Origin of the sequence: Commensalibacter communis (assembly GCF_947179015.1) — a bacterium.
GTDB classification, from domain to species: Bacteria; Pseudomonadota; Alphaproteobacteria; order Acetobacterales; family Acetobacteraceae; genus Commensalibacter; species Commensalibacter communis.
Genome location: NZ_CAMXCM010000007.1, coordinates 24,788 through 44,648, shown reverse-complemented (window position 1 = coordinate 44,648; position 19,861 = coordinate 24,788). Strand labels below are relative to the sequence as shown.

At 36.7% G+C, this 19,861-nt stretch carries 27 protein-coding genes and 1 tRNA gene; 20 read left to right on the top strand and 8 right to left on the bottom strand.

Translation table 11 applies throughout. The features are described 5' to 3' along the window. Positions 1–50: 50 nt before the first annotated feature. The 3 genes from prmC (at position 51) to PQG54_RS10180 (ending at position 1,838) form a co-directional block, all read left to right on the top strand. Positions 51–902: a peptide chain release factor N(5)-glutamine methyltransferase gene (gene prmC / locus PQG54_RS10190; RefSeq protein WP_271790477.1), complete on the top strand. Its 852-nt coding sequence runs from the start codon at positions 51–53 to the stop codon at positions 900–902. A 229-nt stretch (positions 903–1,131) separates the two neighbouring features. Continuing rightward, a complete protein-coding gene (locus PQG54_RS10185; protein WP_271790419.1) occupies positions 1,132–1,680 on the top strand; it encodes a DUF4167 domain-containing protein in 549 nt (182 codons plus the stop codon). A gap of 83 nt (positions 1,681–1,763) precedes the next feature. Then, positions 1,764–1,838: transfer RNA gene (locus PQG54_RS10180), tRNA-Met, on the top strand. A gap of 944 nt (positions 1,839–2,782) precedes the next feature. Here the strand turns inward: PQG54_RS10180 and PQG54_RS10175 are convergent. Next, a complete protein-coding gene (locus tag PQG54_RS10175) occupies positions 2,783–4,492 on the bottom strand; it encodes a porin (RefSeq protein WP_271790420.1) in 1,710 nt (569 codons plus the stop codon). A gap of 208 nt (positions 4,493–4,700) precedes the next feature. Here PQG54_RS10175 and pstS point away from each other — a divergent pair, with 208 nt between their 5' ends. The 8 genes from pstS (at position 4,701) to PQG54_RS10135 (ending at position 12,250) form a co-directional block, all read left to right on the top strand. Continuing rightward, positions 4,701–5,762 carry a phosphate ABC transporter substrate-binding protein PstS gene (gene pstS / locus PQG54_RS10170; RefSeq protein WP_271790421.1) on the top strand — a complete coding sequence of 354 codons (1,062 nt, stop codon included), beginning with the start codon at positions 4,701–4,703 and terminating at the stop codon, positions 5,760–5,762. Further along, positions 5,762–6,712 (top strand): phosphate ABC transporter permease subunit PstC, encoded by a 951-nt coding sequence (gene pstC / locus PQG54_RS10165; protein ID WP_271790422.1) that lies wholly within the window; start codon positions 5,762–5,764, stop codon positions 6,710–6,712. Before pstS ends, pstC begins: the two co-directional genes overlap by 1 nt. 12 nt (positions 6,713–6,724) lie before the next feature. Beyond that, positions 6,725–7,597 carry a phosphate ABC transporter permease PstA gene (pstA, locus tag PQG54_RS10160; RefSeq protein ID WP_271790423.1) on the top strand — a complete coding sequence of 291 codons (873 nt, stop codon included), beginning with the start codon at positions 6,725–6,727 and terminating at the stop codon, positions 7,595–7,597. Between the two features lie 6 nt (positions 7,598–7,603). Next, a complete protein-coding gene (pstB, locus tag PQG54_RS10155) occupies positions 7,604–8,368 on the top strand; it encodes a phosphate ABC transporter ATP-binding protein PstB (RefSeq protein ID WP_271790424.1) in 765 nt (254 codons plus the stop codon). A gap of 17 nt (positions 8,369–8,385) precedes the next feature. Beyond that, the gene (gene phoU / locus PQG54_RS10150; RefSeq protein WP_271790425.1) at positions 8,386–9,102 is read left to right on the top strand and encodes a phosphate signaling complex protein PhoU; all 717 of its coding nucleotides are present in this window, start codon (positions 8,386–8,388) and stop codon (positions 9,100–9,102) included. Then, a complete protein-coding gene (locus PQG54_RS10145) occupies positions 9,102–9,800 on the top strand; it encodes a response regulator (protein WP_271790478.1) in 699 nt (232 codons plus the stop codon). Before phoU ends, PQG54_RS10145 begins: the two co-directional genes overlap by 1 nt. Beyond that, positions 9,790–11,043, top strand: coding sequence for an ATP-binding protein (locus PQG54_RS10140; protein ID WP_271790426.1), 1,254 nt, complete (start codon positions 9,790–9,792; stop codon positions 11,041–11,043). Before PQG54_RS10145 ends, PQG54_RS10140 begins: the two co-directional genes overlap by 11 nt. A gap of 199 nt (positions 11,044–11,242) precedes the next feature. Further along, on the top strand, positions 11,243–12,250 hold the full coding sequence (locus PQG54_RS10135; RefSeq protein WP_271790427.1) for a site-specific integrase: 1,008 nt from the start codon (positions 11,243–11,245) through the stop codon (positions 12,248–12,250). On the opposite strand, the gene PQG54_RS10130 is transcribed toward PQG54_RS10135, so the two are convergent. The 6 genes from PQG54_RS10130 to PQG54_RS10105 form a co-directional block, all read right to left on the bottom strand. Next, on the bottom strand, positions 12,247–12,477 hold the full coding sequence (locus tag PQG54_RS10130; RefSeq protein WP_271790428.1) for a hypothetical protein: 231 nt from the start codon (positions 12,475–12,477) through the stop codon (positions 12,247–12,249). The two genes, PQG54_RS10135 and PQG54_RS10130, sit on opposite strands and share 4 nt — an antisense overlap. A gap of 100 nt (positions 12,478–12,577) precedes the next feature. Beyond that, a complete protein-coding gene (locus PQG54_RS10125; RefSeq protein WP_271790429.1) occupies positions 12,578–12,856 on the bottom strand; it encodes a hypothetical protein in 279 nt (92 codons plus the stop codon). Positions 12,857–12,923: 67 nt separating this feature from the next. Further along, the gene (locus PQG54_RS10120; protein WP_271790430.1) at positions 12,924–13,256 is read right to left on the bottom strand and encodes a hypothetical protein; all 333 of its coding nucleotides are present in this window, start codon (positions 13,254–13,256) and stop codon (positions 12,924–12,926) included. A 386-nt stretch (positions 13,257–13,642) separates the two neighbouring features. Continuing rightward, on the bottom strand, positions 13,643–13,849 hold the full coding sequence (locus tag PQG54_RS10115; RefSeq protein WP_271790431.1) for a hypothetical protein: 207 nt from the start codon (positions 13,847–13,849) through the stop codon (positions 13,643–13,645). A 307-nt stretch (positions 13,850–14,156) separates the two neighbouring features. Further along, complete coding sequence (locus tag PQG54_RS10110) at positions 14,157–15,014, bottom strand: hypothetical protein (protein WP_271790432.1); 858 nt, start codon at positions 15,012–15,014, stop codon at positions 14,157–14,159. 68 nt (positions 15,015–15,082) lie between these two features. Then, positions 15,083–15,826 carry a LexA family protein gene (locus tag PQG54_RS10105; RefSeq protein ID WP_271790433.1) on the bottom strand — a complete coding sequence of 248 codons (744 nt, stop codon included), beginning with the start codon at positions 15,824–15,826 and terminating at the stop codon, positions 15,083–15,085. A 54-nt stretch (positions 15,827–15,880) separates the two neighbouring features. On the opposite strand from PQG54_RS10105, the gene PQG54_RS10100 reads away from it, so the two are divergent. The 3 genes from PQG54_RS10100 to PQG54_RS10090 all read left to right on the top strand — a co-directional run bounded on the left by PQG54_RS10100 (position 15,881) and on the right by PQG54_RS10090 (position 16,751). Beyond that, on the top strand, positions 15,881–16,165 hold the full coding sequence (locus tag PQG54_RS10100) for a hypothetical protein (protein WP_271790434.1): 285 nt from the start codon (positions 15,881–15,883) through the stop codon (positions 16,163–16,165). Further along, on the top strand, positions 16,162–16,359 hold the full coding sequence (locus tag PQG54_RS10095) for a hypothetical protein (RefSeq protein WP_271790435.1): 198 nt from the start codon (positions 16,162–16,164) through the stop codon (positions 16,357–16,359). Before PQG54_RS10100 ends, PQG54_RS10095 begins: the two co-directional genes overlap by 4 nt. Positions 16,360–16,430: 71 nt before the next feature. Next, the gene (locus PQG54_RS10090; protein WP_271790436.1) at positions 16,431–16,751 is read left to right on the top strand and encodes a hypothetical protein; all 321 of its coding nucleotides are present in this window, start codon (positions 16,431–16,433) and stop codon (positions 16,749–16,751) included. Here PQG54_RS10090 and PQG54_RS10085 read toward each other — a convergent pair. Then, positions 16,748–17,050: a hypothetical protein gene (locus PQG54_RS10085; RefSeq protein ID WP_271790437.1), complete on the bottom strand. Its 303-nt coding sequence runs from the start codon at positions 17,048–17,050 to the stop codon at positions 16,748–16,750. The genes PQG54_RS10090 and PQG54_RS10085 overlap by 4 nt on opposite strands. Positions 17,051–17,288: 238 nt before the next feature. Between PQG54_RS10085 and PQG54_RS10080 the strand changes: the two genes are divergently transcribed. The 6 genes from PQG54_RS10080 (at position 17,289) to ssb (ending at position 19,834) form a co-directional block, all read left to right on the top strand. Continuing rightward, the gene (locus PQG54_RS10080) at positions 17,289–17,579 is read left to right on the top strand and encodes a hypothetical protein (protein WP_271790438.1); all 291 of its coding nucleotides are present in this window, start codon (positions 17,289–17,291) and stop codon (positions 17,577–17,579) included. Beyond that, positions 17,561–17,779 (top strand): hypothetical protein, encoded by a 219-nt coding sequence (locus tag PQG54_RS10075; RefSeq protein ID WP_271790439.1) that lies wholly within the window; start codon positions 17,561–17,563, stop codon positions 17,777–17,779. Before PQG54_RS10080 ends, PQG54_RS10075 begins: the two co-directional genes overlap by 19 nt. Positions 17,780–17,785: 6 nt before the next feature. Next, positions 17,786–18,010 (top strand): DUF2312 domain-containing protein, encoded by a 225-nt coding sequence (locus PQG54_RS10070; RefSeq protein WP_271790440.1) that lies wholly within the window; start codon positions 17,786–17,788, stop codon positions 18,008–18,010. 150 nt (positions 18,011–18,160) lie between these two features. Next, entirely contained in the window at positions 18,161–18,544 is a 384-nt protein-coding gene (locus PQG54_RS10065; protein ID WP_271790441.1) for a hypothetical protein, read from the top strand. After that, a complete protein-coding gene (locus PQG54_RS10060) occupies positions 18,537–19,493 on the top strand; it encodes a hypothetical protein (protein ID WP_271790442.1) in 957 nt (318 codons plus the stop codon). Before PQG54_RS10065 ends, PQG54_RS10060 begins: the two co-directional genes overlap by 8 nt. Continuing rightward, positions 19,493–19,834: a single-stranded DNA-binding protein gene (gene ssb / locus PQG54_RS10055; protein ID WP_271790443.1), complete on the top strand. Its 342-nt coding sequence runs from the start codon at positions 19,493–19,495 to the stop codon at positions 19,832–19,834. The genes PQG54_RS10060 and ssb overlap by 1 nt, the downstream gene beginning before the upstream one ends. The last annotated feature ends 27 nt before the right edge of the window (positions 19,835–19,861 follow it).

Genomic DNA, 19,861 nt, shown 5'->3' with positions numbered 1-19,861 from the left:
ACTTGATTGTTTTTTCATTCATTTATTTAAAATATTAAAAGTTTATGATGATGCAAAATGCACAAACCTCTTTGGGATTATTAATACAAGAAGGTGAGCAGCTTTTGAAAGCTGCAGAGATAGAAGATCCGAGGCGAGAGGCTCAATTACTCATTGCCGCAGCTCTACAAAAAAGCATGACTGAAATTTTCATGATGGATAAAAATACGCTGATAGATCCTGTATTAATCCGCCAATATTTTTCAAGGCGTGGCAAGCGAGAGCCTTTTGCTTATATTGTCAACGAACAAGGATTTTGGAGTTTAGATTTAGCGGTCTCCCCAGCAACACTGATTCCTAGGGCTGATAGTGAGTCTTTAATCGAAGTATTATTGGAGTTATTGCCAGATCGTCAAAACTCTTATCGTTTTTTGGACTTGGGAACAGGAACGGGATGTCTATTATTGGCTGCATTATCTGAGTATCCTAATGCTTTTGGTGTAGGGGTTGAGAAAATCCCCCAAGCTGCTTTGTTGGCACATAAAAATGCCCAATATTGTAAACTACAAGATAGAGCTTCATTTGTAATAGGGAATTGGGCAGATGCTGTGCAAGGTGAATTTGATGTGGTTTTGTCTAACCCGCCATATATTCGTAAAAAAGAGCTGTTAGAGTTAATGCCAGAGGTACAGCAATATGAGCCCATGTCCGCTTTGGATGGCGGAGTTGATGGTTTGGACGCGTATCGATATATTTGTAATCAGGCAATTGATTTATTATCAAATAGTGGTATATTGGTTTTAGAGCTTGGTATAAAGCAAGATATAGAGGTTTCTAATATTGCTTTATTAAAAGGGTTATCTGTTGTGAAAAAACAACAAGACCTAAATGGTTGTATCAGGGCTCTTGTTTTATCTCGTTAAACCTTATACAAGGATGTGGCAATTATAAAATTGCTAGGTAAAATAATTATAATGGATATTACCTAATTAGAGTTAAGTGAATTAATTGTTTTTGTGATGAAATCGCAAATGAAAATCAATTAATATACTGAAAGATTCATATTTTTATTATGACATTTAAATAGTGACTTTTCAGAACTTAGTTCCGAAATTTAAAGCTATTGCGAATAGGAAAGCACAGCGACACCTTATGAATACAAAACGTATGCGAAGCCGTTACCATCGACCTGGTAATGGGGGTTCTCGTCATCAAAATGGACAGACCTCATTTAATCGAAATCATGTTTTCGACAGTAACGGGCCAGATACACGTATCCGTGGAACAGCTCAACAGCTTCATGAAAAATATCTTCAACATGGTCGTGATGCTTTAAGTTCTGGGGATCGCGTCGCTGCAGAGAGTTTTTTTCAATACGCCGAGCATTATTCTCGTATCTTAATTATGATGAATCAATCTGCTCAACAGCGCCAGCAACAACGCCCTCAACATCATAATAATGGTGGATATTCCGAAAACTCTGGTGAGAATACGCCTGCTGTTTCTTCGTCTGAAGAACAATCACAACCACAACCAGAAGAAGTGGTAGTTGAAACAGTTGAAGTTATTGCAGAACAACCTGTTGAAGCCCCCGCCGTTGCTGAAGAAAGTGCCGAGCCAGCACCTGTTCGCCCAGCTCGTCGTGGCAGACCTGCACGCTCTGTTGCAGCGAAAAAGAAATTGCAAGAAGAGAGCAATTAAAAATAATTTTAAAGACGAGTGAAAAAGGCTTGACTTTCTATATGAAACAAGAGTAATTAAAGCTCGTCTTTAGATTATATCAAGGCGGCGTAGCTCAGTGGTAGAGCAGGGGAATCATAATCCCTTGGTCGGTGGTTCAAATCCGCCCGTCGCTACCATATAATTATATTATATGGTGCTTAAATTAAATTATATTTCATTTAAAATGTGATCAGGTAAAGTAAATCGTTTACGAACATTTACATATAAATATCTCTTATATTTTACAGCGCAAATCTAAAATATATTTTCGCTATATTAAAAATCTAACAATTTTCTTTAACTTTTAAGATTTCATACTAAAGTTTTCAATAATTTTAGTAATTAATTATGATTGATTTGCGTACATTAAGTAAGTAATGGTCATATTTATTTCTTATGAAGAAAATAATCTCTTAATTTAAGTAAGAAAGTAACAAATATTTTATTTATGGTTAAATGAATAAAAAAATTCTTACTTGCCTATTCTGGTATTTCTTTTAAATGCATAAGCAGCAGACAAGCCAACACAAGCTTCTGAAGCTATGATGCAAGCAACAGAGAAAAAGTTTTTTCCAAAATATTGCGCTGAAGGAGTAAAAGGTTTGGCTGCTGAAGTCGATAATTGTTATTTTGAAAATCAGAGCTCTAACCCAGAATAAGAAAAATGTTTGATTACCGACATGGTGGTTTCAAAATTAATACAATTTAATAATGATCGTTCTTTTGCACTCGGTCAATCAATCAAATATAATATGCTTTTTTTACTTCTGTGGAAGCTGAAAAACGAGCTAGCCATTTTATAAAAGAAAATACTCAATTTAAAGATTATACTATACTTGAATTTGCTACATATTTAACAAATTCAAACAAGAGAATGTCTAAAGATTATGTTGAATTAGATAAAAAACAAATGGAGATTGTTCTGCCTTCTTCAAACCTTAATAGACATAAATAAATCTTATCATTCTTGCTTATAGTTATTTTAATCATAAGCGTTTAACGTCATTTTGGTTTATATTCATTCATATCAATCAGTTTGTTTCAATTTTCGATATGAATGAATAAACAATATTATGATGGGTTAGAATGCAGCTTGGAATCTTGCGGCAACAGCATCTAGATTTCTGCCTCTGATATTCAAAGGATTATTAGGTGTAGAGCTCGTCATGACATGATCATAATTCAAAGAGACTCTGAAATGTGGGTTTGGATACCAGTTTACACCGCCAGTCCAGACGGTTTGTTTACCACCTTGCACACCATCAGAAGCGTTTTTATGGCTATTTAAATCGAGGACACTCCATCGGCCACTGATTTCCACAGCACCCCAATGATTTTGTTTTGGATCAAAATCATATTCAACTGCGGGCGAACGGAATGCAGCAGAACGAATATCGTAGCTTCTTGGTTTTCCTAAGATAGTATATGTCAAAGATGTATAGTATCCATCGAAATTCAGGCTTCTTTGTCCGCCAGAACGATTGATTCCATATTGAATATATTCACCTTTAGCCAAGAATCGATTCCAACGGAAAGCCAGTTCTGGGCCTGCTTCCCAAACATTACTAACATTATCCAAAGCACCTGTTCTTATTAATGTTTCTTGCGTTAACCTGAACCCAGGAGAGCCAGAAAAGTTATATTGTTTACCCTTGTTGGTTTGTGCAACATTAAATGCGCTGGATGCTGATAGACCTAGATGTAAATCTATGTCTTTGCTAGCATATGGGCGTCCTGCAACACGCAGCATTCCACCTGTTTGGTCTTTGATAATATCGGGATTATCTTTTGTTGCACTATAGGTATGTCCTGTAAAATAACTTCCAACGTACCAACGCTTTCCGTAAGTTACACCACCAATACTGAATCGAGAATCCCCAGCAGCAATACCACGTGCAAGCTCTACCGCAGCAGGACGTTCCATTAATGCGCCTTCGTTTGAACTTTCGGATCCTTCTAAGGTTACGCGAGGTTCAAAAAAACCAAAGGTTAAGATCGTATTTTTTAAACCACCATATTGCATATTGGCTTCGTATAAACCAGCACTTCCGCCGCCAAAATCGGGTGTGATATTTACTGCGAAATCTGTGTATCGGAAGGTGAATGGAATACGAGCACGGCGTAAAGTCTCTCTAAACTGAGAGAATCGACCTTTAGTTTCGCCTCTTCTGTTACCAGAGTTAATATAACTGCCAATATCTTCTTGCAATGCAAGACCAATAGAGAAACTATATCGACCATCATCTGTAGCAATGGTTGGTCTTCCACCAGGAAATCCGATCCGTATACCACCAACATATACGGTTTCATCATGTTTGGTCGCTGAGGAAAATAACGGCATGTTTGGTGACCAAAAGGAAGCACCACGATCGGGTGGGGGCAAACCATCATTATGCAAAAGTTCAATGACTGATTTTTGATTACGATGTGCATCGTCTGCTTGGCTTGCAACGTTTATCATCTTAGGATCTGGTTGCCCAGATGATGTGGTCGTATGAGAAACTAGGGGAGTAGGCTCTGTATCAGGTGCACGTTGTGCAACCATTTTTTTACTTTTTGTATTACGGCTAGCAGTTTGATTTGCTTTTAAGTTTTTTTGTTGAGAGCGTAAGGTTGTAACCTCTTTTTTAAGTGCCATGATCTGTTTATTCATTTCGATCATTTGTTTGTTCAACGCTTTTAACGTTGCTTCCTGACTTGTATCGGCATGTGCTGAAACAAATGGAGCAAATGTTGTACTGATAATAGTCGTCAGTAAAAGTGTACGCTGCAATTTAGTATAGATAGCCATATGAAAACCCTAATTCATTAAGATGATTTTATGGTTTTATTAAATGATTTCTCTTTGATATGGGTTTCATTTTCATAATAGTTTTATGAACCTTATATGACAAATTTCGAAATTGAAGGCTTGTTTTTCATAAAATATTCACACGTATTTTGTTCTTTTTTATGTAAAGTTTGGTTCAGAATAATTTTATGTAACTAAGGAAATATTAATGTCTTTTTTCCAAAATAAGAATCTTCGTATTGTTTCTGTTGTTGGGCTTTCTTTTGCTTTTTTTGCTGCGGTTTTACCAAATGTTAAAGCTCAAGATGTCGTAACCATTACAGGTGTAGGTTCCAGCTTTGCAGCACCTTTGTATCAAAATTGGGCAGCAAGTGCTGTAAAAGATATTAACATCAAAGTTAATTATCAACCTTTGGGATCGAGTGCAGGTAAAAATCAAATTATTGCAAAAACTGTAAATTTTGGTGCGTTGGATATGGCGACCCCTATTGAACAATTAACCAAAGAAGATTTAGTCCAATTTCCAACGGCTATTGGTGGTGTCGCTGTGGTTGTGAATGTTCCTGGGTTAAAAGAAGGTCACCTACGTTTGACGGGGGATATTGTTGCTGATATTTATGCAGGTAAAGTTACCAAATGGAACGATCCTCGTATCGTAGCAATTAATAAAGAAATTACGTTACCAGCGATTGATATTGCGCCTGTTTATCGTGCTGATGGTTCTGGAACAACGCAAGTTTTTACGTCTTACTTGTCAAAAGAATCTGCAAATTGGAAAAAGGCTTATGGATCTAATACGTCCATTGCTTGGGCTGTGGGTATGGGTGGTCGTGGCAATGGAGCAGTTGCTTCTATGGTTAAGAATATTCAAGGCGGAATTGGATATGTTGAATATGCTTATGCTTTGCAGAATCATCTAAATACAGCACAGTTAAAAAATGTGGCAGGTGATTTTGTTTCTATTAATGAAGATTCAATTAAAGCTGCTGCAAAAGCTGCAGATTGGGTTCATGCGAAAAATTATGATGTTGATTTGATCGATACAAAAGATGCGGCTTCTTGGCCGATTGTTTCAACAACTTATGTATTAGTTCCAGCACAAAATAAAAACTCTCAAGAAGTTACAAAATTTTTCAGATGGGGATTTGAGCATGGTGATGCGATTGCTAATCAGCTCCATTACATTCCTTTGCCTGTTGTTGTTAAAGAAAAAATCGAAAAAACTTGGGAATATGCTGGTGTTGCTGGGAAAGAGGCAAAGGCAAAATAATGTTGCTGAAGCAAGCAGGATATAGAAAAGATAAAAAAATCATACCTTATTTATTTACATCATTGATGTGGTGTGGTGGTGCATTGATTTTTTTAATTTTCTTGGGGCTCATTTTCGAGCTGTTCTGGCAAGGGAAACAAGCTTTTTCTGTCTTTGGTTTTCATTTTATAACTTCTACGGATTGGAATCCTGGGGAACAGCAATTTAGTGCTGGGGCTGCTTTGGTCGGAACGTTAGTCAGTTCTTGTATCGGGGTGGTTTTGGCACTTCCTTTGTCCTTTGGATGTGCGTATTGTTTAAATGAGCTGATGCCACAACGGTTTTCGAAATATATTACAGCCTCTATACAATTATTGGCTGCTATTCCTTCTATTATTTTGGGAATGTGGGGATTTTTCATTTTAGTCCCATTAATGTCTCAATATGTTCAGCCTTTTTTAAAAAATATTTTTGGTAATGTACCATATATAGAGCTTCTTTTTTCAGGTGGAACTTATGGTATTGGTATTTTAACGGCTGGATTAATCCTGGCAATTATGATTACGCCGTTTATTACCGCAATTATGCAAGAATCCTTTGCCAATACTCCCGTAATGCTTAAGGAAAGTGCCTATAGCTTGGGTGCAACCCGGTGGGAAGTCATGCATCAAGTGATTGTTCCATGGGTACAAAAGGGTGTTGTTGGTGGGGTCGTTCTGGGATGGGGACGTGCTTTGGGTGAGACAATGGCGGTTACTTTTGTCATTGGAAATGCCCATCATGCTAGTTGGTCTTTGTTTATGCCAAGCAATACAATTGCGTCTTTGATTGCATTGGAGTTTTCAGAAAGCGCCGCAGGCAGCTTAAAAATGTCATCTTTGATGGCGTTGGGTGCGGTATTGATGGTTATTTCTTTTGTTGTATTGTTTTGTTCTCAGCTTTTATTAAAGCAAGTCTTAAAGTCTCGATAGGATAGAGTAGAAATGGCACAAGACGTTAAAAAATTACAAGGGCGTACAAATCATCTAATCACGTGGCGATTTATAAAAAATCGTTTGATGACGGTTTTTGCTTTTAGCACTATTCTGGTTATGCTTTGTATTTTAATATCAGTTTTAATTACATTATTTATTAATGGCCTATCTGGCCTATCCTTTTTTACATTGACGCATATGACGGCACCTCAGGGATTGCCTGGTGGGTTACTAAATCCTATACTAGGTAGTATGATTCAGGTCGGTATTGCAATCATTATTGCTGTTCCAACAGGAATATTGGGAGGTATCTTCCTGGCTGAATGTAGTAATAAAAAGTTGAGTACGATCATCCGTTTTATTGCAGATATTATGATGTCAGTGCCGTCGATTTTAATTGGGTTATTTGTTTATATTTTGTTGGTAATGACGATGGGATATTCAGCATTAGCAGGCTCGGTGGCGTTGGCATTATTGGCGTTGCCAGTGATTGCTCGTACTACTGAAGAGGCATTGAACATGGTTCCATCTGCTATTCATGAAGCCGGTTTTGCGCTTGGTGCCCCTAAATGGAAAGTCATTTTGTTTATCTGTTTACCTGCTGCCAAAGGTGGCATCATTACAGGTATATTGCTTTCTATATCAAGAATGGCTGGGGAAACAGCACCGTTGCTCTTTACCTCTTTGGGCAATTCGGATTGGAGTTGGAATATTCTGAAACCGATGGCAAGCCTGCCATTAACAATTTATCAATATGCAGATTCTGCAGATGACACATGGATTAAACTTGCATGGACAGCAGCCTTATTAATCACTTTTTTTGTCTTATGTTTAAATTTAATTGCTCGAATATATGTAGATAGACATCGGAAAAAGGATTAACTTAATATGACCGATAATCAGGTTGCCATTTCAATTCAAAAGGTTGATTTCTATTACGGTGCATATCATGCCCTCAGGAATATTAACTTTGATATTAATGCAAAAAAAGTTACCGCAATGATTGGTCCTTCAGGTTGTGGAAAGTCAACATTGTTACGAATGTTAAACAGGATGTATGATTTATATCCAAATCAATATGCAAAGGGCAATATTCTGTTTGATGATGTGAATATCTTGGACAAAGATATTGATTTAAATATTCTGAGATCACGTATTGGAATGGTTTTTCAAAAGCCAACGCCATTTAGTATGTCGATTTACGAAAATATTGCGTTTGGGATTAAACTATACGAGCGCCCTTCATCTGCACGGATACAGGAAAAAATTGAAACAGCACTTCGTCAGGTGGCATTATGGGATGAGGTCAAAGATCGTTTACATCGTTCAGCTTTGGGACTATCAGGCGGACAGCAACAACGATTATGTATCGCCAGGGCTTTGGCGGTGGAGCCAGAAGTGCTGTTGCTGGATGAACCAACATCAGCATTGGATCCGATTTCCACCGCGAAAATAGAAGAGTTGTTGGATATTTTAAAAGAAAAATATACGATTGTATTAGTGACCCATAATTTACAACAAGCAGCACGTTGTGCGGATAATGTTGCTTTCTTTTACTCTGGTGGGCTAATTGAAGTTAATGATGCCGCAACATTATTTACAAAGCCAGCTCAGGCCAAAACGCATGATTATATTACTGGACGTTTTGGATAATAAAGGAATGATATAAAATGGTGGATAAACTTCCAGAACATACAGTCAGCCGTTATGAGCAAGAGCTGGAACAACTACGAAGTATGATTTTACGCATGTTTGGTATGGTCGAAAATCAGTTGACACAAACATTGGTTGTATTGCGTGATCGTAAAATTGATACTGCTTATGAAATCGCTTTGCATGATATCGAAATCGACGCTTATGAGAAAATGGTTAGTGCCTTTTCTATTCAAATATTAGCATTGCGGTCCCCGATGGCGATTGATTTACGTGAAATAGTCTCAGCATTCAAAGTCTGTGTAGATCTAGAGCGTATTGGTGATTTAATTGCGGGGATGTGTCGTCGTATCGTGCAAATTAAAACGATTAATGAGAATATTCCGTTATCGGGTTTACTGACAATGGGACGACAAGTGCAAGAAAATCTGCGTCAAGTGGTGATTGCAATTACGACGCAAGACCAAAAATTGATGTTACATCTATGGAATGCAGACGATATTGTGGATGATTTATATTTATCTGTTTTTACAGAATTAACCAATTTAATGGAAAAAGATTCACAATATATTTGGGTATGCTCTCATTTATTATTTATGGTAAAAAATTTAGAAAGAATAGGGGATCATATTACTAATATTATCGAGAGTTATTATTATGTTTTTACAGGTGATACACTTCCTTATCAACGTGTAGGTCCTGTTGATGTTATAGAGGACACGATAGAATCGTGATGAATGCTTTGGCAAATATTTTGATTGTTGAAGATGATACGTCGATAGCCTTATTATTGCAGTATAATTTAGAGAAAAAAGGGTATAAAGTTGATGTGGCTGGAAACTACGCGGATGCGTTAACTTATATTCAAAATAATAGCTATTCTGCGTTAATTTTAGATTGGAATTTGCCAGGGGGCACGGGGCTAGATATTTGTCGTTATATTCGTGGGAAAGAGGGAATCTCTGCTTTAGCAGTGATTATGTTGACGGCACGCGGAGAGGAATTTGATGAAATTTCTGCCTTTGATGTCGGTGTCGACGATTTCATTACCAAGCCTTTTAGTATCGATACATTATTACTAAGATTAAAAGCGGTGTTAAGGCGCTCAAGTTTTACCTCAAAGGTTAAAAACGAGGTTTTGCAGTTCGAAGACATTGCTTTTAATATGTTAGAGCACCGAGTATATCGTGGTGAGCGTTTACTTAATTTGGGTCCAACAGAATATAAAATATTAGAATATTTTTTACGAAACCCTAAAAAAGTGTTTTCACGTGAAGAATTACTAAATGCAGTTTGGGGAGAGAATATGAACGTTGAAATTAGAACCGTTGATGTTCATATTTTGCGATTAAGAAAAGAGCTGAATGCAGGTGGGGAACGGGATATTATTCGTACGATTCGATCTGCAGGATATGCGCTTGATGTTCAATAATATTGAATTTGATGTATTATTTGTTTTTATGTTGGGGACTATTATTGGTCTATGTATCTGTTTAATTTTCCAAAAAATTTCTAAAAATATTTCATCCGTTAAAGAGCAATCTCTTATTCAAGATTCAACGAAAGAATTCTTTGGTGCTCTGGATGATCTTAAGAATATTATCGACCATATTTCGCTACCTATTTTAGTGATATCTCATCAAACAGCACCCATTTCAGCCTCGTTAAGAAATCAGTTTAAAGAGCATTTTAAATATTTTACCAATAATATCGCATATGATTTGAATATATATGCTTATAATCATTATAATGACGTATTCTTAGATATTTTACGACATCCATTATTTATACAGACTTTGGAATCTCAGTCTAATGGCTCTGTTGTTGAGATCGAAATCCAGTTTGAACTGCCTAAATTTTATTATTTTAAACTTGTTTTCCATTCGTTCGATCGGCCCGAAACATTGGAGAATATCGTTTTAATCACTATTATTGACCAAAGTCAGTTAATTTCTTTCAATCAAATGCGCACTGATTTTATTGCCCATGCCAGTCATGAGCTACGTACGCCTTTGACATCCTTGGATGGATTTGTCCAAACCTTGTTAACCATGGATAACACCGAGCCTGAAATGCAGCGTAGGTTCTTAGATATTATGCAAATGCAAGTTGGGCGTATGATTCGTTTGACCAATGGATTATTAGCACTATCAAGGGTAGAGCGTGACGAATATAGGCTAATTAAAGAACAGGTCAATTTAAAGGAAGTCTTGAAACAAATACTAGAAGAAGCAAGGTTCAAAATCAAAGATAAAACGGTTGACTTAGAATATAAAGATTCTGTTGAAGGACAAGACGTAGAAATTGATGCAGAAAAAGATCAGCTTTTTCAGATTTTTCATAATTTATTAGAAAATGCCATGCGATATGCACCATTAGGTGACAATCAGGATGCTAAAGTAATTTGTGAAATTGCTTTTTCTGAAGACAGAATAAAGTGGCCGGGTTTAGGATGGGTTGTTTCAATTAAAGATAATGGACCAGGAATTGAAAAAAATCATATTCCACGCTTAACCGAGCGTTTCTATCGCGCGGATGATAAAAATGGTGGAACAGGCTTGGGACTGGCTATTGTGAAACATCTGGTTACTCGCCATAAAGGCAGTATGATTATTGAAAGTCAATTAGGGAAGGGAAGTTGTTTTTCAATATGGTTTCCCATGCACTATACATAAATTTTCAATAGATTAGGGAAGATGGTGCTGTTAGAGAGCGTTATTAACTTATTGATTTAATTAAGTATTCTTTAAATTCAATGAGTTAAACCCCATAATTTTTAACAAAAACATCCTATTTTGCTATATTTTTTAATCTATTTTACACCAAATTACACCATGGTATACTATAAAAATGACTCGTATTTGAAAGTATATTATGGCAACAATTATTAAAAGAAGCGGTTCCTTTCGGGTGCAGATAAGCAGAAAAGGAAAACGTTTATCAGCAACGTTTGATACGAAAGCTCAGGCTGAGATATGGGCTTATCAAATGGAAGCTATGATTTTGAATGATGAAAATCTTGAGCAAGAAATTATAATCGATGAGAATTTGAGCGTTATTGATATTTTTGAAAAGTATAAAAATACGGTTTCGCCTAAAAAAAGAGGGTTCGTTAAAGAAAGGATTCGAATCGAAAAGCTCTGTCGAGATCCTGCTTTTTTACTTCCTATCGAAAAGTTAACCAATAAGGTTATGGCTGTTTGGCGTGATAAAAGATTGACGCAAGTTCAACCATTAACTGTTAAACGAGAGTTAATTTTAATTTCAGCAATATTAAACACAGCAATTAAGGAATGGGGAGTTAATTTACCATACAATCCAGTAAAAATGATTCAGCAACCTAAGAACCCAAGGCCAAGAAATCAGCGAGTATCAGAGGAAAATAAGTTAAAGATTGTTAAACAGCTCGACTGGGATATGAAAACGCCACCCACAACGACAAGTCAGTGGGTAGCTTTTGCTTTTTGCTTGGCTTTGGCAACAGCAATGCGCAGAGGGGAAATATGTTCATTCACCTGGGGGGATTTGTATCTTGAGGAATCTTATATTCATCTTGATATGACCAAGAACGGGGATGAAAGAAATGTTCCTTTGTCAACCAAAGCGAAGTCTTTGTTAAAATTATTAATTCCTCAACAAAAAAATGTCAGGGTCGTTGCTGTTACCCCAGATGTATTAAGTTCTACATTCAGAAAAGCCAAGATTGCTGTAGGATTAGAAAATATAAGGTTTCATGATGCAAGGCGAGAGGCCACTACACAATTTGCTGAGAAACTTAATCCTTTGGAGGTTGCAGCAATAACTGGACATAAGGATATTAACCAATTGCGAAGTACTTATTATAATCCAGATGCAAGTAAATTAGCAAAGAAACTTGATTAAAGGATGTTATACATTTTTCTTTTCCGTCCTCTGGCTGGTTTATTGTTGTTATCATCTTTAAGCCAGTCATTGACGACATCAATGTGCCATTTTGTTTTTGAAGCTCTTGTTGGCGGTGGTAATCTTTCTGGATTTTTCTTTCTTAAAATTGGTAGATATTTCTCGGACAATCCTAATATTTTAGCCAACCCTTCATATCCAACTATTTTGTTTTCTGTTTCCATCATCTATATCCTGTGGTCTTTATTTGTATCTTTGTTAAATATTTTGATCTTGTCGAGTAAGATATTTAACCAAATTCTTTTCATTGTTTTATGCCTTGTTTATTTAGTAATATGAATAAATTAAAGATCTTAAGTGAGAGGCAATTTGATTAAGTAACCATTCTCTATCTAACACCACTTTTTCATCGTCATTGATTTCTTTATTAAGTTTGACAACAAAATCATATAAAGTGGTGGTGGATATATCTGTTAATTCTGTACGATCCCATGGTTTCCCTATAGTATCAATTTCATCATCTTCTATAGAAATGGTATCATCACCTATTTGAAGAGTGAATACTCTATGGCAATCCATGTATGAATCTATTAATGTTTTGGTCATTCCCCACATCCTTTTATAAAATCATTGATTGCGTATCCCAGCCAAACGCTGGAGAGTATGGTCAGTATTATTGCGATGAGCATGGGTTTGAATTCTGAGGATATTGGTTGATTGATAGTTGTTGCAGCCACCGTTTGCATTTTGTGAAAGGGTTAGTGAAAGGCGGGCTGTTCAATGCTGGTGGTGGATTGTTTTTAAGCCATTGGGTCAGTTCTTTGGCTTCCACTTCGGATTGTTTCCAAAAATAATTCGCCGTTTCAGGGTAGTTGAAGTGGCTTTGGGATTGAATGCGGTGGTTGATAATACGCTTTCTTTTTTCAATTAAGATTGCGCGTTGTTCTGGTGGGTATTGATTAAATACGGTGGTTTGGTATATGTTGTTGCTGTGATTTTTAGGCATTTTGTGGTGTCCTTTGAATTATGATGAAAGGGATGGGTGTTCGAGACCTGTCCCTTTTTTTTGTTTGATAATTTAAACTATGTGGATATGTTAGCGTCTTGTTTGCTTGGAATTTAGTTTATTTTTCGATAATGAGTTATATGGAAGTATGAATGATCGTAGATACGGTAGAGCTTTATATGGCATATTCTATCGGTCTCTTTAACTTCATATTCAGGATTGTATATACGATCTTCAAATAAAATAACGTTTGTTACAATTTTGTTTTGATCTAACATTACATCCACTGGCTGCAATGAATGGTAATCGTACTCGAAATAACATTTCCACTCATAACTATCATCTTGTTGATCGTCTTTAATATCGTTCATAATTTTCTCGTTTTGCTATTTGCTATTAAAGATGCATCCGCCCAACCCAAGGAATATGGCTATTCCATACCAAATCCAGTCGGCGGTAGTAATCCCAGTAGTTTGTGCAAGGTGGTAGAGTGCATAAATTGAATAGATTGCATATCCCACTAGGCTTAATTTAATCAAAACAATTATGAAAAAAGAAATCCCAATCAACCATATTTTATATTTTGTATCCATATCATCATCCTTTATTAAAGGGGGCAGCGAAAAAGGTAGTAAACGCTTTTTTGGTGATATTGATTTGGAGTGACCGGCAAAACGCAACTGGATCATTCAACATCAAAAGCCCTTATGACGTTTTGTCATGGAAACAGGTATATACGGGATATTACCCGTAGTCAATATTTATTTGGTTAAAATCCCGTAAAAAATATAAAATAAAGTTGATATTTAAAAAAGACCTCTTGATGAGGTCTGAATTTTGGTGGGTATTCTTATTCCAATTATACTATAATTACTGTTGGTAATATTATTTTATTTTATTTTATTTGACACAACTCAACATGGTATCTGTAACTTTATTAATACCAGGATCAAAGTAATTTAAAGCATCTGGAAGATATCCAAAGTGAGGTGCGATATATTCTTGTAATCTGTCATTAAAATCTACTGCAGAGAAAAATTGTTTATCACCTGGATAGTTTTGGTCGTATATTGGCGAAGCAGCCCTTGAATTTTTGTCGAAAACCCAGAATGATAAGTCTTCTAGTATGCATACGGGTAGCTTATCTGGTGATTGTTCTGAGTGAGAATAACAACCCAGGATATGTTGTGCGAAATCTAATCTTTTTAAAGTCAGATTACCTTTATTGCTATTACTACAAAAGCTAGCTTTTGTGTCTGTTACGGCTTCACTAACAACTGCTTCTGAAACCGTGGTTGCTCGTGTAGTTGTCGTTTTTGCTTGTTTCTCTGTATTATCTAAGCATTTTCCCATTGTGTCGGTAACTTGGATAATTCCTGGTTTTAAATAAGAATATCCCTTATTGTTATTTCCAAACTTGGGCAGGAAATATTTTTTGTAACGTGCTTCTGAAACAGGTTGTGAAAAAAATACATCAGATGGAGGCACTTCTTGTCCAGTTTGTTGTTTCATTGCTTCACGAAATTGATGGTCAAATACAGATAAAGAAATGTCTTCTAATAGACATTTATCAACACCACCACTTTTTTGGTAACAGTTTTTAATATGTTTTGCAAAACCACTCATGCCATTTGTACAAAAGTGTTGTTTGGCATCATTTATCGCTCGATTGATTGTGGTTTGAGATACGGTTTGTTGTGCTTTTACGGCGGTGGGCAAAGATAAAGCAAAGGCACCCATTAAAAGTAATTTTTTCATTATATTCTCCATTTTTGGTAACGGTATAATAAATAAATTACTATCGCAATAATTGCATGTTGATAAATTCAGATAGGTACTTTTTGAACACTATTTAATGACCAAATGACCAGGCTTTGAATCATAATATCAGGGGCAGACGAACAATCCCCATCAAAACCATTGCCTTGATATTTTGTGGTTATTTTAGGAAGTTGTATGGGTTTGGTAAAATCTGGGTGATTGCTGCGTGGCCATAATAGGACAGAACCATCTTCACGGATTTGAACGATTTTCAATGTTGCTTCGTAACAATCGGTTAATGGGTCGCGTCGAATCGTTACAACGCATTCTCCATTTTCTGGATTGCGTCCTAAATCACAAAAATTAACCGCAATGACAATAGACCCATCAGGATACATTAAATTCATCGAATCACCTTTGACAGCTAATGCAAAGGTCGGAAAGTCTTTGTATTTAGGGTCTTCTGGCATAGGGACAGGAACCCAGTCTTCACGTGGCCATTCTATGGCTTGTGTCCATTGCCCAGCTTGAACTTGCCCGCGTATATAAATTGTTTTTAATTGAACAGGATATAACGTGGAAGGGACAGGGGAGATGTTTTCATTAAGCGCATGTAGGAAAATATTTACATCTATGTTTAAAGATTGGGCGAGCTTTAAAAGTTTATCGGTTTTGGGTGTATTTCCGTTTCTGCGCATATCTCTAATAAAATCAATACTTATACCCGCATTCAAGCAGGCCTTTCTTTCGCTAAGACCTTCTTGTTTTAGTATTTCTTCTATTTTCAAAACTAATGCTGGAACGCTCATATTTTGGATAATACTTTATTTTTATTTTTTGTCATTTGGGTTTATACCCATATAATGTTATTGACTGCGGGTTTAATCCCGTATAATATCTTTGTTATGAATATGATCGACAAGTTATTAACCCTTTGTTCTGGATATTGCGAGAGTCGGAAAATTGTTTTTCCGACATTATCGACACTTATTTTTAACTCTGGCACAACGCTTTCACGTTTACAGAATGGTGGCAGCATCACAGTTCGTAATTATGAACATGCGGTGGAATGGCTTTCAGATCATTGGCCAGAGGATCAACAATGGCCAGATTATATTGAACGACCAAAGGAAAGGGTAGAGGGATGAGTTATATAGATAATGAACCTGATGAATTAAGTAGGGAAACAAAAAAACATATCCTTTCATCGGAAGAAAAAATAAGAGAACAGTTGGCAAAGGTTGTTGCTTCAACTGACGGGAATCTTATTCATTCTGCATCTGATTTTGTTACATGGGCATGGAATAATAAACATTTATTCGTTATTCCTGAAGAACATTAGAACTCTGGCAATTCTCCAAGATTGTCTTTGGTTGTTTTGGTATGGGTTTCAGTTAAAGAAAGGGTAGAAGGATGAGTAAAGTGTTGTTTCGTATTAATAAAACATCCTTAGATTATAATGAAGTACATGGAAAAACGACCTTATCCATTAAATCTTGTCTTCCAAGATATGGTGTTAATCGGTTTGACGATGAAATGCGTGATTTGTATTGTCCATTACTTCCCTATTTTTGGGTTAAAGTCTTTATTGGTAAGCCTTTGTATATTCATTTTAAAAATACCGCTCTTGTGGATGGACAATATATTTATGAAGCAGATCAATATCGTTTAAAGCCACCTGATGAAAAAGAGCATCTATGTTCTGGGCTGCTTTTTTTTGATCAAGGTGGTTAGTTATGTTTCAATTTCTTTTTAATCCAACTTTCCATATCTATTCCATCCGTTAAAAGATTTATTGCTTTGCTGGTTAGAATAACATGATCGGAATTTCCAAATGTTTTTACTAAATCCTCTCCACAAAGATATTTAATATGTGCTTCGTTTTTTAGCATTTTCGTTGTTTTATGATTTTTTATGGGGGTAGGTTTTACTGGGTTTTCTATTTTACTTAAGGTGTAAATATAAAGAGCTTCTGGGTATATTTCTTCAAGTTTCTGTAGAAGTTCAAATGCGTAGTTTTTATCAATTTTCATACCAGTTTCCTCATGATTGTAATTGTGTCGTAACTTTTATCATGGGGTAAATGGGAAAGGGAGTCAAATTCCTTTCCCGCCATACTCTGCCCTTTCTTTTCAAGATGTTGAGGGGAAAGGGGAAAGTATGAACCAGACGAATCTTTTGGATAGTATCATTGCTTTGATCCATTGGGTTCATACTTTCCGTTTCCTCCATACTAGCAACTGTTACATGTTGTTAATATGGAGGAATTCAATGAAAAGTTTTAGATCACAAAGTTATCGAAATATTGTCATGTTTAATAACGAATTATGCGTTGAAATGACGCAAAGACATATACAAAAACGATATGGAAATCTGAGAAACGCAGCAAAAGTTGTTTCTAGAAAACATGGGTGGGCGGTTATTACTTTTAGAAACTGGCTGTATGGTAAGAATGCGCCTCGTATGCATGATTTGATGGTCTTGATGGCTGATTGCCCAGAGTTACAACAAGAGTTTAATGACAGAATTAATGAGGCTAGAAAATGTTTACAGCAATTATGACCGCTGCATGGCGTGGTTTTGGTTTTGATAAAGGGGATGGATATAGTGAATTACGCTTGGGCTTTATCGGTTTTGCGGTGGTTAAAGGAACACTTTGGCAAGAGCATAAGGATTTGCAAATACGAGCTAAACAGATGAATCAATTAAATGATCAGTTGATAAAGGTTTTGAATAAGCACGGTCTTTATCTGAAAGGTTAGTCAATCATGAGTGAACCAGAAGTAGGCGGGATTGCAGCGGATCGATTACGCAGCATCGTTGAGCGGATCGAGCGTTTGGAAGAAGAGCTCAAGGGCTTGACCAATGATATCAAAGATATTTACGCCGAGGCAAAATCAGCTGGATTTGATGTGCCAGTCATTCGACGCATTAACTGGTCGCCTAGTGGCTGGCTTTTAAAGATTATGATGAATGGAAATAATGAAAAGTGAATCAGAACAGTTTTAACGTTATTGCCATGCAATCATTAAGCAAAATAGATAGACCATGAATAACCTAAATTATCAATTTAATCATTGTGAGGATGCAAAGTTTCCCGACCACGCTCCTCACAATGGCTCTGTAATCCAAAGGAAAGAGCAATGACAAAGCTAGCTATAAAATATGATTTTGTAAAGCCTGAACCTTTACAAATAAAGCGTTATTTCAAAGAGAATGACTGTGAAATTGAATTAGGCACTTTTTTATTGGTGCTGGTCAGGATCATGTTTCATACCAAGGACGGCAGTCCTTTTGGTAAATTGAGCTTTGAAAATGACTTTCAAAGAAACAAAGCCATTCGCGCGCAGACAGGTTTAAGAAAAGCCCTGATACAACACAATATTGATCTGTTGTTAGAAAAAAAGATGTTGCATCAATTGGATGACGGGGCGTTGACGGCACCATTTTTCTTTGAAACGGTCAATGACCCTTGTCATCTTGCTGTTGCGATTGCCCGTAATGAGGGAGAGATATGTCATGCGTGATCTTCCTTGGGGTAAGTTTTGGTGGGATAAATGGATGAACGATCCTGCGTTACAAAAATGCGATATGGCTGCGCAGGGATTATGGATGAATATGGTCTGTTTGATGAATCGCTGTGAAAAGATTGGCTATTTAACAGTTAATGGCAAGCCCATGAGTGATGGTGATATTGGTAAGCGTTTTGGTCTGCGTAAAGACCGCGCTGAACGACTGATTAATATTTTAAAAGAGAATGGAGTTTGTTCGGTTGATGAAAATGGCGCGATATATTGTCGTCGGATCGTGCGTGAACAACAAGCGATCGGTAATCAAAATAAGGATAAAGTTGTTTCAAAGCCTGTGGATAACTTGCAAGAAAACATACAATTTGACGATAATCGTGCGAAATCTGCACGAAAATCGTACGAAAATCGTAAGGACAATCAAGGAAAATCAACGGTTTCAGCGATTTCTTCTAAGAAGAGAAAAGAAATAGAATTTAAAGAAAAATTAAATAAAAAGAAAATATCAACAGATACGGGTAAGCAAACATTTCCAGCCTTCGTCAAAACAGCTTGTGAACGGTTGCAACAAATTGCCAAGATCGATGCGTTTGAGGCATTAAAACAGGTCGAGGCTTGGTTTGAAGAGGCAAAGCATGATGGTGAACGGGTATTAAAAGCCATTGAAACAGGATGGGGCAAAGCCTATCCCGTTCCCTATATTGCCAAAGTGATCGCTTCTGGTCATCAGCGTGCATCGGTCAAAGAGCGGTGGCACATTGACGGTGGGAAACATGCAACCGATCCAGTATTTCAGTTGTTATCTCGTGATAACCAATTGACCGTTTTGGCATTGGAAAAGAATGAAAAACCACCGTCATGGCTTATAAAACATACTCAAAATCATCACTCCTCTGCGTTTAACTATCTCGTGAGCAAAGGCATTATCGCCGTAAATGGGGCTGGGTAATGAGTATTGGTAGTATGAACAGAGTGACGTTGATTGGCTATGTGGGCAAAGATCCAGAAATTCGCACCACCCAAGCAGGCAAAGAAGTAGCCAGTTTTTCTTTGTCAACCAAAGAGCGGTGGAATGGTCAGGATCATACAGAATGGCATAAGGTGGTGGTTATTAATCTGGGGCTTATACAGATCATAAAATCGTATGTTCACAAAGGAATCTTGGTCGCTGTTGAGGGGCAATTAAAAACACGTCAATATCAAGATAAAAAAGGAAATGACCGCTACACAACCGAGGTTATTGTGCCTGCCTTTACAGGAAGTCTGACGATGTTGGGGGGTAAGAAATGAACATAGTTGTATTTATGATCTTTGCTA